8 protein-coding genes are annotated in these 13,138 nt (G+C 73.1%); 7 read left to right on the top strand and 1 reads right to left on the bottom strand.

The features are described from left to right. Positions 1–132 precede the first annotated feature (132 nt). The 6 genes from ACFY93_RS08690 to obgE all read left to right on the top strand — a co-directional run bounded on the left by ACFY93_RS08690 (position 133) and on the right by obgE (position 9,439). Positions 133–924, top strand: a complete 792-nt coding sequence (locus ACFY93_RS08690; RefSeq protein WP_391354973.1) for a TIGR03936 family radical SAM-associated protein — start codon at positions 133–135, stop codon at positions 922–924. 246 nt (positions 925–1,170) lie between these two features. Continuing rightward, entirely contained in the window at positions 1,171–5,475 is a 4,305-nt protein-coding gene (locus ACFY93_RS08685; RefSeq protein WP_391354970.1) for an Rne/Rng family ribonuclease, read from the top strand. A gap of 275 nt (positions 5,476–5,750) precedes the next feature. Then, positions 5,751–7,103: a phospholipase D-like domain-containing protein gene (locus ACFY93_RS08680; protein ID WP_391354968.1), complete on the top strand. Its 1,353-nt coding sequence runs from the start codon at positions 5,751–5,753 to the stop codon at positions 7,101–7,103. Positions 7,104–7,289: 186 nt separating this feature from the next. Further along, the gene (gene rplU, locus ACFY93_RS08675) at positions 7,290–7,610 is read left to right on the top strand and encodes a 50S ribosomal protein L21 (protein WP_028802589.1); all 321 of its coding nucleotides are present in this window, start codon (positions 7,290–7,292) and stop codon (positions 7,608–7,610) included. A 14-nt stretch (positions 7,611–7,624) separates the two neighbouring features. Next, positions 7,625–7,879: a 50S ribosomal protein L27 gene (gene rpmA / locus ACFY93_RS08670; protein ID WP_307540488.1), complete on the top strand. Its 255-nt coding sequence runs from the start codon at positions 7,625–7,627 to the stop codon at positions 7,877–7,879. A 123-nt stretch (positions 7,880–8,002) separates the two neighbouring features. Next, positions 8,003–9,439 (top strand): GTPase ObgE, encoded by a 1,437-nt coding sequence (obgE, locus tag ACFY93_RS08665; RefSeq protein ID WP_391354964.1) that lies wholly within the window; start codon positions 8,003–8,005, stop codon positions 9,437–9,439. 91 nt (positions 9,440–9,530) lie between these two features. On the opposite strand, the gene ACFY93_RS08660 is transcribed toward obgE, so the two are convergent. Continuing rightward, positions 9,531–11,627, bottom strand: a complete 2,097-nt coding sequence (locus ACFY93_RS08660; RefSeq protein ID WP_391354962.1) for a hypothetical protein — start codon at positions 11,625–11,627, stop codon at positions 9,531–9,533. A 358-nt stretch (positions 11,628–11,985) separates the two neighbouring features. On the opposite strand from ACFY93_RS08660, the gene proB reads away from it, so the two are divergent. Continuing rightward, on the top strand, positions 11,986–13,104 hold the full coding sequence (gene proB, locus ACFY93_RS08655; protein WP_391354960.1) for a glutamate 5-kinase: 1,119 nt from the start codon (positions 11,986–11,988) through the stop codon (positions 13,102–13,104). Positions 13,105–13,138 lie beyond the last annotated feature (34 nt).

Raw genomic sequence — 13,138 nt, 5'->3', positions numbered from 1 at the left:
GCACCCGACGGGCGCCGCACGGAACGCTCCGCCGCGTCCCCGCACGGGGGCGCGTCACGATCCGCCCCCCGTACACAAGGAGAAGTTCCCCTGGGCAAGCGACAGCCCGAAGGCCCGCCGCCCGCACCCGCGGTGCAGCGCATCCGACTGCGTTACACCAAGCGCGGCCGCCTCCGGTTCACCAGCCACCGTGACTTCCAGCGCGCCTTCGAGCGTGCGCTGCGCCGTGCCGAGGTGCCGATGGCGTACTCGGCGGGGTTCACGCCGCACCCCAAGGTGTCGTACGCCAATGCCGCACCCACCGGCACCGGCAGTGAGGCCGAGTACCTGGAGATCGCGCTCACCGAGGCGCGCGACCCGGACAAGCTGCGCGAACTCCTCGACGAGTCGATGCCCGCCGGGCTGGACGTCACCGACGCCGTGGAGGCCCGCACCTCGGGTCTCGCCGACCGGCTCACCGCGTCCGTGTGGGAGCTGCGCCTCGAGGGCGTGGCCCCCGACGACGCGCGGCGCGCCGCCGAGGCCTTCCGCGCGGCGGACACCGTCGAGGTCCAGCGCAGGACCAAGAACGGCATGCGGACCTTCGACGCCCGGGCCGCCGTGGCGAGCCTGGATACGCACAGTCCCCAGGCCGATGCGCCGGCCGACCGGCCCTGTGCGATACTGCGGCTGGTTGTTCGGCACGTGACGCCTGCCGTTCGACCCGACGACGTCCTGTCCGGTCTCCGCGCCGTGGCCGACCTGGCGCCGCCGGTCCCCGTAGCGGTGACCAGGCTGGCGCAGGGGCTGTTCGATGAAGAGACCGGCACGGTGACCGACCCGCTCGCGCCCGACCGCGAGGCGGCGGCGATCGCCCCAGCCGATTCTCCTGGGGCCACCGCCACCGCCGCCGCGAAGGTGCCGGCGCCGGAAGGTCCCGCGTAAGGACGGACGTCGTAGCGCCGCCCTCGTACTCGGGAGCCACCTGGGTCGGGCAGCGCACCGACCAGAAGACTTTCGCCAGGCCGTACGCACACATGGTGTACGGAACCGGCGAGACAGGACACAGAGAGCTCCCGTGCGGCGCCCGCGCCCCGGACGGCGGCACCGCGCATCGCGCGAGCCGCGGACGTCACCGGAATCATCCGGACCAGGCGCGGCGCCCGGGAGCCTGACGGGAGATCCACCCGCATGCTCGAGCCGACCGAATCCGCCGAGCCCACCCCGGGCTCCGCCACCAACGACACCCCCAGCGACACCCTGCCGCCGCGGCGCCGCCGCCGCGCCGCGTCGCGCCCCGCCGGGCCGCCCACCGCCGGTTCGGAGGCCGCGGCCGAGACGACGGCTCCGGCCGTTGCGTCCGCCGAGGCCTCCGACGTCGCCGAGACGGCGAGCGAGCCGTCCGCGACGGCTTCTGCCTCTGCCTCTGCCGAGGAGCCCGCCGCGCCGCGTGCGCGTCGCCGTGCCACCCGCCGGGTCACCGCGCCGGCCGCCGTGCCCGAGAGCGCCGAGACGGTGGTGGCGGCGTCCGCCGAGACCGCAGCGGAGCCCGCCGTGACGCAGGCCGCCGAGCCCGCTGAAGCCGTCGAGGAGCCCGCCGCGCCGCGTGCGCGTCGCCGTGCCACCCGCCGGGTCACCGCGCCGGCCGCCGCGCCCGAGAGCGCCGAGACGGTGGTGGCGGCGTCCGCCGAGACCGCAGCGGAGCCCGCCGTGACGGAGACCGCCGAACCTGCCGCCGAGCCGCGTGCGCGTCGTCGTGCCACCCGCCGGGCGTCCGCGCCCGCCGGTGCGCCGACGGCCGAGGCCGCCGAGACGGAGACCGCCGAACCTGCCGCTGAAGCCGCCGAGGAGCCCGCCGCGCCGCGTGCGCGTCGCCGTGCCACCCGCCGGGTCACCGCGCCGGCCGCCGCACCCGAGTCCGTCGAGTCCGCCGAGGTCCCGGCCGCCGACGAGACCCCCGCCGCCGACGAGGCCCCCGCGGCCACCGAGGCCGAGGAGGCCGCTCCCGCCGGACGTACGCGCCGTCGCGCCACGCGCCGGGCGTCCGCCCCCGCCGGTGCGCCCCGTACCGCCGAGGCCGCGGAGCTCGAGGAGGAGGAAGCCGACGGGACCGCCGAGGTCGCCGAGGCCGTCGCCGCGGACGAGACCGAGGCCGCCGCCGTGGCGTCCGAGGACGCCGCCGACCGCCGTACCCGCCGCCGCGCCACCCGGCGCGCGGCCGCGCCCGCCGGCGCGCCCGAGGGCGCAGCCGCCGACGAGCGTGTGGAGGCGCCCGTGACCCGCGAGACCCAGGAGCCCACCGCCGCCGAGGCCGCGCAGGCCGAGCAGCCCGAGGACGGCGGCCGCCGCCCCCGGCGCCGTGCCGGCCGCAAGGCCGCGACCGGGTTCTCCGCTCCCGCCCCGGCCCGCGCCGACGAGGAGGGCGGGCGCCGCCCGGCCCGCCCCGCCGTCGCGGTGTTCCAGGCGCCCGTCTTCACCGAACCGATGTTCCAGACCCCGGAGCGCGCCGCCGCCGCGGCCGCCGCGGAGGCCGCCGAGGAGGAGCCCGAGGCCCCCGAGGCCGCCGTCGAGGAGGAGACGGGGCCGCGCCGCCGCCGTCGCCGCCGTGCCGCCGAGGACGAGCAGACGCCCGCCGCCCCCGCCCGCTCCGAGGCCGTCGCCGAGCCGGAGGAGCCCGCCGGGGAGACCGACGAGGAGTCCGCCGAGGACGGCGCCGAGGGTGACGACGGCGAGGAGTCCGGTTCGCGCCGTCGCCGCCGCCGCGGTGGCCGCCGCCGTCGCCGTGGCGAGTCGAACGACACCGACGCCGACCACGGCGACGACGAGCTCGCCTCCGAGCAGGCCGAGCAGGACGCCGAGGACACCGCCGAGCAGACGGAGGAGGACGCCGAGGAGGACGCCGACCGCGACGACCAGGGCGGCTCCGGCTCCAGCAGCAGCCGTCGCCGCCGTCGCCGTCGCCGCCGCGCCGGTGACTCGGCCGGTGAGGCCGACGCCGCGCCCGGCGACGGCGACCCCGAGCGCACCGTCGTCAAGGTCCGCGAGCCGCGCAAGAAGGAGGAGCGGCACGGCGACGCCGGTGACGAGGTGCAGTCGATCAAGGGCTCCACCCGTCTCGAGGCGAAGAAGCAGCGCCGCCGCGAGGGCCGTGAGCAGGGCCGCCGCCGCGTCCCGATCATCACCGAGGCCGAGTTCCTGGCGCGCCGCGAGGCCGTCGAGCGCGTGATGGTCGTCCGGCAGAGCGGTGAGCGCACCCAGATCGGCGTCCTCGAGGACGACGTGCTCGTCGAGCACTACGTCAACAAGGAGCAGTCGACCTCGTACGTCGGCAACGTCTACCTGGGCAAGGTCCAGAACGTGCTGCCGTCGATGGAGGCCGCCTTCATCGACATCGGCAAGGGACGCAACGCCGTCCTGTACGCCGGTGAGGTCAACTTCGAGGCGCTCGGCATGTCGGGCGGCCCGCGCCGCATCGAGTCCGCGCTGAAGTCCGGCCAGCCGGTCCTCGTGCAGGTCACCAAGGACCCGATCGGCCACAAGGGCGCCCGGCTGACCAGCCAGGTCTCCCTCCCCGGCCGCTACCTGGTCTACGTGCCCGAGGGCTCGATGACCGGCATCAGCCGCAAGCTGCCCGACACCGAGCGGGCCCGCCTGAAGACCATCCTCAAGAAGATCGTCCCCGAGGACGCGGGCGTGATCGTGCGCACCGCCGCGGAGGGCGCCAGCGAGGACGAGCTGCGCCGCGACGTCGAGCGGCTCCAGGGTCAGTGGGAGGAGATCCAGAAGAAGGCGAAGGGCGGCAGCTCGAACGCGCCGACGCTGCTGTACGGCGAGCCGGACATGACCGTCAGGGTCGTCCGCGACATCTTCAACGAGGACTTCACCAAGGTCGTCGTCAGCGGTGACGAGGCCTGGGAGACCATCCACGGGTACGTGTCCCACGTGGCGCCCGACCTGGTCGGCCGCCTGTCGCGGTGGACGTCCGAGGTCGACGTCTTCGCGACGTACCGGATCGACGAGCAGCTGATGAAGGCGCTGGACCGCAAGGTCTGGCTGCCGAGCGGCGGTTCGCTGGTGATCGACAAGACCGAGGCGATGGTCGTGGTCGACGTCAACACCGGCAAGTTCACCGGTCAGGGCGGCAACCTCGAGGAGACCGTGACGAGGAACAACCTCGAAGCGGCCGAGGAGATCGTGCGCCAGCTGCGGCTGCGCGACCTGGGCGGCATCGTCGTCATCGACTTCATCGACATGGTCCTGGAGTCCAACCGCGATCTCGTGCTGCGGCGCCTGCTCGAATGCCTGGGGCGCGACCGTACGAAGCACCAGGTCGCCGAGGTGACCTCGCTGGGTCTCGTGCAGATGACCCGCAAGCGGGTCGGCCAGGGCCTGCTGGAGTCCTTCTCGGAGACCTGCGTCCACTGCAACGGCCGCGGCGTCATCGTGCACATGGAGCAGCCGGCCTCCGCCGGGGGCGGCGGCAAGCGCAAGAAGCGCGGCCGCGGCGGCTCCGAGCACGTCCACGAGCACGAGCACGCGGTGTACGAGGCGGAGGGGACGCGGGAGACCGAGCCCGTCGAGACGGAGGCCGAGGTGGCCGCCGAGGCCGCCGCGCCGGCCGCGCTGCCCGCGCCGGACTTCGCGCCCGACGAGGAGCTGTACGGCAGCGTCGCCGAGGCGGAGGCCGCGGCCACCCGGGGCCGTTCGCGGCGCCGTGCGAGCCGTCGCGCCTCTGCACCGGCGGGCGCGCCGAGGACCGAGGAGCGGGCTCCCCGTTCGCGGAGCGAGGAGCGGGCGCCGAAGACCCGGGACGCCGCCGAGGCCGAACCGGCCGCGGTCGAGGACCCGGTGGTCGAGGCACCGCACGCGCAGCAGCGGGCCGAGACGCCCGCCGAGCCGCAGCAGCCTGAGGCCGAGGTGGCGCAGGAGCCGCAGGCGGAGGCCGCTCCCCAGGGCCGTACGCGCCGCCGGGCGACCCGCAAGGCGTCCGCCCCGGCCGGTTCGCCCAAGGCCGCCGAGGAGGCCGTCGTGACGGTCACTGAGCCGGTCGCCGAGCCCGCGTCCGTCGCCGGGCAGGCCGAGGCGCCGGTCGCGGAGCCGGCCGAGGAGGCCGCCGCGCCCGCGGCGAGTGCCGCCCCGGCCCGTCCGCGCCGCCGTGCCGTCCGCAAGGCCACCGCGCCGACCTCGTCCGAGGAGACGGCCGTCGTGGTCGTCCCCGCGGCCGCGGAGCCGGCCACCGCGCCGGAGCCGGAGCCGGAGGTCGCGGCCGACGAGACGGAGCCGGCGAAGAAGACGGCCCGCAAGGCGGCCAAGAAGGCGACCGCGAAGAAGGCGGCGGTCAAGAAGACGCCGGCCAAGAAGACCGCGGCGAAGAAGGCCACGGCGAAGAAGGCGGCGAAGACGACCAAGACGGCCTCCAAGGCGGCGTCGAAGAAGACCGCCGCCGCGGCCCAGCAGTCCCCGTCCGCCGTCACGGCGGCCACCGACGAGGACTGAGCACCGGGGCGCACGCCTTCCGCGCACGCCGATGCCCCCGCCCCGCGGCCACACCGCGGGGCGGGGGCATCGGCGTGCGCCGTCCGCCGCTCCTGACCGGCCGTCAGGCCGTCGCCGTGGTGGCGTCCTGACACCTTTTCGGGTGTCCGGAGCCACGGATGGCCGACCCGTCACTTGGAGCACAGGCAGTCACATGTAAAACTCACGTGGTCACATGGAGGAGAACGCGAGTGGTCATCAGGGAGAACGGCCGGTCGCGACGGGGAGGGGACGACATGGCGCGTGCGCGCCTGAAGGGCACCGGGCGGCATCGTGCGGTGAAGCCGGTCAAGGGCGGGCGTCAGGCCGTGGCACTGGCCACGGTGCTGTCGGCGGCGGGAGCCCAGGCGGTGTCCGCGGCGGGATCGGCGCAGGCGGCGGAGAGCCCGACCTGGACCGAGGGCCCGATCTTCAACGATCCGCTGGGCACCACGGACCAGCAGTACGCGATCCGCACCCGGCTGGTCGAGCTGACCAACGCCGCGCTGCCGGGCTCGACCATCAAGGTCGCGGTCTACCACGTCTGGGAGGCGACGGTCGTCAACGCGCTCGTCGACGCCCGCAACCGCGGCGTCAACGTCCAGGTGCTGCTGGACGAGTCGAGCGTCAGCGACCGTCCGACGAACACGTCGTACGGCACCCTGGCCTCCGCGCTCGGCACGGACCGCACGAAGCGCTCGTACATCACGACCTGCCCGAAGGACAAGTCGTGCCTCGGCGACCCGAGGTTCGGCAAGTCGATCATGCACAACAAGTTCTGGCTGTTCTCCGCGGTCGCGGGCGCCACGAACGTCGTCGTCGAGACCACCACGAACTCCACGCCGTCGGCGAACACCCGCTTCTTCAACGACGCGCTGGTGCTGCCGAACAACCCGACGATGTACGACGCCTACTCCGACTACTTTGACACGATGGCCGCCAGGGACTGGGCGTCCTGGAACTACCGCACCGTCAGCAACGGCCTCTACAAGGCGTACTTCTTCCCCCGGGCCGGCAACACCCGCGCCACCGACACCGTCTACTCGGTGCTCAACAACGTCCAGTGCACGTACAAGGACACCGCGGGCGTCACCCAGCACACCAAGGTCCGGGTCGCGATCTTCAAGCTCACCCGGCTGGCGATCGCCGAGAAGCTCGTCTCGCTGAAGAAGTCCGGCTGCTCGGTGAGCATCGTGTACGCCGAGTCGGACAGCGCGAAGAGCTCCGGCGGCACCAAGGGCACGTGGGAGAAGATGCACACCACGGGCGGCCCGACCGTCCGCTGCTACAACGACGACCGGGACCCGCTCAGTCCCGGCAAGAAGCTGACGACGCCGTTCATCATCCACTCCAAGTACATCCTCGTCGACGGCGTGTACGACGGGGTGCGGAACAAGGTCAGCTTCACCGGCTCGGGCAACTACACGGGGCCCGCGCTGCGCGAGAACGACGAGTCGATCATCAAGGTCGACGACGACGCCGTGCACGACATGTACCGGACCCACTTCGACCGGGTGACCAAGGTCGCCTACCCCGGCACGAGTGACACCACGGACCTGTGCAAGGGCGTGAAGCCGCTCCCGGACGACGGCGAGAAGCCCACCACGTGAGGCCGCGGGGGCCCGGTTTGACCGGGCACTCCGGGCCCCGTAACCTTGACCGTCGGCGTGTTTCCCTAGTGCGCCGCACCCCTGTAAACCTCTTCCTCCCGCGACGCCGTGCGTCTCGGGAGAGGCCGTTCGCGCAGCGCGCGGCTGGACTGCGGGGGATCCGTTCCGAGCGAGAGAGAGATCCGCGTGTACGCCATCGTGCGCAGCGGTGGTCGCCAGCACAAGGTTGCTGTCGGCGACATCGTTGAGGTTGACAAGATTTCCACTGCCAAGGTCGGCGACACGGTCGAGCTCTCGACCCTGCTCGTCGTCGACGGCGACGCCGTGACGAGCGACCCGTGGGTCCTGGCCGGCATCAAGGTCCAGGCCGAGGTCGTGGACCACCACAAGGGCGCGAAGATCGACATCCTTCGCTACAAGAACAAGACCGGCTACCGCCGTCGTCAGGGCCACCGCCAGCAGTACACGGCGATCAAGGTCACTGAGATCCCCGCGGCTGCGAAGTAAGGGACTGAGGAGAGATGGCACACAAGAAGGGCGCATCGTCCACCCGGAACGGTCGCGACTCCAATGCTCAGCGGCTCGGCGTGAAGCGCTTCGGCGGTCAGGTCGTCAACGCCGGTGAGATCCTGGTCCGCCAGCGTGGCACCCACTTCCACCCCGGCGCGAGCGTCGGCCGCGGCAAGGACGACACGCTGTTCGCGCTGGCCGCCGGTGCGGTCGAGTTCGGCACGCACCGTGGCCGCAAGGTCGTGAACGTCGTTCCGGTCGCCTGATCGGATCCTTCGCGAGGCGGACCTCACTTCCCGTACGGGAAGCGGGTCCGCCTTTCGCGTGTTACCGAAGAGACATTCCGTACGTAACTGAAGCAGTACCCGAAGTGCTGGAGGCACCCCACCATGACCACCTTCGTGGACCGCGTCGAGCTGCACGTCGCCGCGGGTAGCGGAGGCCACGGCTGTGCCTCCGTCCACCGGGAGAAGTTCAAGCCGCTCGGCGGCCCCGACGGCGGCAACGGCGGCCGTGGCGGTGACGTCACGCTGGTCGTCGACCAGTCCGTCACCACCCTCCTGGACTACCACCACAAGCCCCACCGCAGCGCCACCAACGGCAAGCCCGGTGAGGGTGGCAACCGCTCCGGGAAGGACGGCCAGGACCTCGTCCTGCCGGTCCCGGACGGCACGGTGGTGCTCGACAAGGCGGGCAACGTGCTCGCCGACCTCGTCGGCCAGGGCACCTCGTACGTGGCCGCCCAGGGCGGCCGCGGCGGCCTCGGCAACGCGGCTCTGTCCTCGGCCCGCCGCAAGGCGCCCGGCTTCGCGCTGCTCGGCGTGCCCGGCGACTTCCAGGACATCGTCCTCGAACTGAAGACGGTCGCGGACGTCGCTCTCGTCGGCTACCCGAGCGCGGGCAAGTCGTCGCTGATCTCGGTGCTGTCCGCGGCGAAGCCGAAGATCGCGGACTACCCCTTCACCACGCTCGTCCCCAACCTGGGCGTGGTCACGGCCGGCTCGACCGTCTACACGATCGCGGACGTCCCCGGGCTCATCCCCGGCGCCAGCCAGGGCAAGGGCCTCGGCCTGGAGTTCCTGCGCCACGTGGAGCGGTGCTCCGTCCTGGTGCACGTCCTGGACACGGCGACCCTGGAGTCCGACCGCGACCCGCTCTCCGACCTCGACATCATCGAGGAGGAGCTGAAGCAGTACGGCGGCCTCGACAACCGTCCCCGCATGGTCGTCCTCAACAAGATCGACGTCCCGGACGGCAAGGACCTGGCCGAGATGGTCCGCCCGGACCTGGAGGAGCGCGGCTACCGCGTCTTCGAGGTGTCCGCCGTGGCCCACACCGGTCTCAAGGAGCTTTCCTTCGCCCTGGCCGACATGGTCGGCCAGGCGCGCGCGGCCCGCCCCGTCGAGGAGGCCACCCGCATCGTCATCCGGCCCAAGGCCGTCGACGACGCCGGTTTCACCGTGGTCCAGGAGGAGGACGGCCTGTACCGCGTCCGCGGCGAGAAGCCCGAGCGCTGGGTCCGCCAGACCGACTTCAGCAACGACGAGGCCGTCGGCTACCTCGCTGACCGGCTCAACCGCCTCGGTGTCGAGGAGGCGCTGATGAAGGCCGGTGCCCGCACGGGCGACGGCGTTGCCATCGGCCCCGAGGAGAACGCGGTCGTCTTCGACTGGGAGCCCACGGTCATGGCCGGCGCCGAGATGCTCGGCCGCCGTGGCGAGGACCACCGCTTCGACGCCCCGCGCCCGGCCGCCCAGCGCCGCCGCGACAAGCAGGCGGAGCGCGACGAGGCGGACCAGGAGTACGACGACTTCGAGCCGTTCTAGCAGCGGCCGGGCACTCCACCCGCCGATACGCCGAGAGCCGGACCCCCGCGGGGGTCCGGCTCTCGGCGTATCAGGACGTCAGGGGCGGGGCTCAGGCCGTGACCGCGTCCTCGGCCCCGTTCTCCTCCGGCTCGAGGCCCTGGGCGGACTCGTGGGCCGTCTCCTCGGCGGCGCCCCGCTGCCCGGGGATCTCCGCGGCGAGGCGGGACTCCATACGGACCCGGCGCTCGTCCGCCTTCACGCACAGCTCGGAGATCGCGCCGTTGAACCGCGTCAGCGACGGCGGGTCGGACGGGCCGAGCAGGTGCTCCTTGAGTGCGGCGCGGGCCGCGGTGAACCGGTCGTTCTCCGGGCGGCGCACCGACTCCAGCAGCTCCGGGACACCCTCGGCGGAGGGCGTCAGGACGACACCGGCGGAGACCGTCGGGAAGCCGGAGCGGAACGCCGCCTCGGACATGCCCGAGGTGTTGGCCACCGCGTACGGCTTCTCGCTGGACAGCCAGTCCGAGACGACCGAGGAGACGTCGCTGATGAGCAGGTCGGCCTGGTTGAAGCAGCTGAAGATCGCCGGGCGGGCGTCCGTGACGATCTGGTGCTCCCACTCCGGGAAGGACGCCCAGTAGGCGGCCTCCCAGGCGGCCGTCGCCCGCGCGATCTCCGCCTCGCGGTCACCGCGCGGGGCGCCCTGGAGCAGCATCCGCTCCATCTCGTCCGCGCTGGTGCGGAAGTCGGTCGAGGTCAGCCTGTCGAGTTCGGCGGTGCGCCGGGCCAGCTCGGCCGCGGCCTCGGCGCCGGGGCGGGCACCGGAGCGCCGGGTGTTGGCCTCGCGGACCATCGCCTTGATGCGCTCGTTCGCGGCGCCCGCGCGCGGGTCCACGGAGCCGGTCATCGGGTGCGGCTTGTAGAGGAGGCGCACACCGTCGTCGGCGAGCAGCCGGCGCACGATGTTCTCGCCGGCGAGCAGCACGGACGTGTTGCCCGGGTTGCCGTCCCAGCCCTCCCAGGTGGGGGCGTACAGGACCGTCGTGTACGTACCCGTGGGCGCGCCCGAGTAGGGGCGGATCGGCGCCAGCTGCGGGCGGCCGACCTCCACGATGTCCTTGTCCTCGACGCCGACCTCGGCCAGCGCGTACCGCTCGCGCGCGGCGGGACCGGCGACCCACACCTCGTCGTAGGCCTTGGCGTACGGGTTGCAGGAGGACAGCTTGTCGCTCTCGCCGTGGTTGATGAAGGCGTGCTTGATCGTGGGGATGCGCAGCACCTGCGAGGTCTTCGCGGCGTTCGCCGGGTGGAGCATCATCTTCACGGTCGAGTTCTCCAGCGAGAAGAGCGTGGAGACCTTCGGGAAGCAGACGACGGGGACGTCGGTGGCCTCGATCTTCTGCACCATGAAACGTTCACGCAGCACGATCAGCGGCTTGGCGTCGATCTCGGAGAGCGTGGAGAGCCACATGTTCGCCTGGTACGCGGACGTCGTGCCGCCGGAGAAGTACATGGCGACCGTCGGCTTGTAGTCGGCCAGCCACTTGTCCAGCCACTTCATGACCTGCTGCTCGCTCTTCGCCCGCTTGCGGGGCAGCATCCAGGTGCCGAGGTACACGGTGCCGCCCGCGATCAGCGCGACGGCGGCGCCGAGGCCGCAGTAGCCCCAGACGGCGTCCGTGGTGGCGGCGGTGGCGAGCAGGCCGGCCGTCGCCGGGACGGAGAACAGCAGCAGGCGGTGGCCCTGGCGGCGGGCCAGGATGCGCGGCGGCGCGGCGCTCAGCCGCAGCGCGGACGCGTCGATGTTCCGGGTGACGATCGGCAGCGTCCGGGTGCGGCGGACCAGGACCGCGACGGCCTGGCACACGAAGTGCAGGGCGTAGAAGACGCAGAGCGCGATGAGCAGCGGAGCCTGCTCGTGCAGCGGGTTGATGCCGTCGATCCGCAGCAGGCCGACCAGGATCAGCATGTCGCGCAGCAGCTGGCGGATCATGACGTCGAAGCGGACCTTGCCGAGGGCCGCGAGCAGACCGGGGTCCCGGTACTGCAGATAGATGTCCAGAGCGAGGCCGGCAGCGCTCGCGGTGACGAGCACCGGGACGCTCGGCAGCAGCGCTGCGACGATCTGGGCCGTGAAGAGCGCGAACATCGCGAGCAGTGCGGAGAGCTGCACGAAGCGGCGGGGGGCGAGGCCTGCGGAGGGCACGGGCTGGGCTCCTGCGAAGGGTGCGGTGGGCGGACGGCGGACGGAAGCGTGGGGCGCGGCGCGGCCTTCTGACGAGGCCGACCACTGACCGTATGACTTGTGGCGCCCGCGTAGCAATCTTCGGTGAGAGTAATCACTTGAAAAGGGGCATACTGCCCTTGGGTTCGAAGGTGCCGTCACCGTCCATCACTCGAAACGCGGCGGCGTCCGCCCTCCGCCCTCCCGTAGATTGCGGGGACCGGGCTGGTCGGAACAGTGGGGGAAGCGCGTGTCAGCGGCAGGACAGAGGGCTCAGGGAGCGGGACGGACGACGCCGGGGGAGCGGACGGCGCCGGACGGGGGGAACCCGGACCGGGCCGTGCGGGAGGCCGCCGCCGGGGCCCGCCGTGTGGTCGTGAAGGTGGGCTCGTCGTCGCTCACCACCGCCGCCGGCGGACTCGACGCGGACCGCGTGGACGCCCTCGTCGACGTCCTCGCCAAGGGCCGCAGCGGCGGCGAGCGCGAGATCGTGCTCGTCTCCTCCGGCGCCATCGCCGCGGGTCTCGCCCCGCTGGGGCTGCGCCGCCGCCCCAAGGACCTGGCCCGGCAGCAGGCGGCCGCCAGTGTCGGCCAGGGCCTCCTGGTGGCCCGCTACACCGCCTCCTTCGCCCGGTACGGCATCCGGGTCGGCCAGGTGCTGCTCACCTCCGACGACACCAGCCGCCGCGCGCACCACCGCAACGCCTCGCGCACCCTCGACAAGCTCCTGGCGATGGGCGCGCTCCCGGTCGTCAACGAGAACGACACCGTGGCCACGGACGAGATCCGCTTCGGCGACAACGACCGGCTCGCCGCCCTCGTCGCCCACCTCGTCCACGCCGACCTGCTGGTCCTGCTCTCCGACGTGGACGGCGTCTACGACGGCGACCCCAGCAGGCCCGGCACCTCCCGGATGGCGGAGGTACGGGGTCCGGCGGACCTGGCCGGCGTCGAGATCGGCAGCGCCGGGAAGGCCGGGGTCGGCACCGGCGGCATGGTCACCAAGGTCGAGGCGGCCGGGATCGCGGCGGCGGCCGGCATCCCCGTGGTGCTGACCAGCGCCGTGCACGCCGCCGACGCCCTCGCCGGGCGCGACACCGGGACGTACTTCCACGCCACGGGCCGGCGCTCGGCCGACCGGCTGCTGTGGCTCCAGCACGCCTCCACCCCGCAGGGCGCGCTCACGCTGGACGACGGAGCCGTGCGCGCGGTCGTCGAGCGGCGGACGTCCCTGCTGCCCGCGGGCATCGCGTCGGTCGAGGGCGACTTCACCGCCGGGGACCCCGTCGAACTGCGCGACGCCTCCGGGCGCGCGGTCGCACGCGGACTCGTCAACTTCGACGCCAGGGAGATCCCCCAGCTGATCGGCCGCTCGACCCGGGAACTGGCACGCGAGCTGGGCCCCGCGTACGAACGGGAGGTCGTCCACCGCGACGACCTGGTACTCCTGCGGCCGTAGCCGAGGGGCCGGCCCGGCCGAATCCCCCGCCCCG

The sequence above is a fragment of the Streptomyces sp. NPDC008313 genome (assembly GCF_042956125.1).
In the GTDB taxonomy this organism is placed as follows: Bacteria; Actinomycetota; Actinomycetes; order Streptomycetales; family Streptomycetaceae; genus Streptomyces.
This window is presented reverse-complemented; position numbering and strand designations above follow the sequence as displayed.

Bases quoted from the DNA above. Each gene is read 5' to 3' on its own strand.
- ACFY93_RS08685 (WP_391354970.1), top strand. From the start codon at position 1,171: ATGCTCGAGCCGACCGAATCCGCCGAGCCCACCCCGGGCTCCGCCACC.
- ACFY93_RS08680 (WP_391354968.1), top strand. From the start codon at position 5,751: ATGGCGCGTGCGCGCCTGAAGGGCACCGGGCGGCATCGTGCGGTGAAG.
- rpmA (WP_307540488.1), top strand. From the start codon at position 7,625: ATGGCACACAAGAAGGGCGCATCGTCCACCCGGAACGGTCGCGACTCC.
- obgE (WP_391354964.1), top strand. From the start codon at position 8,003: ATGACCACCTTCGTGGACCGCGTCGAGCTGCACGTCGCCGCGGGTAGC.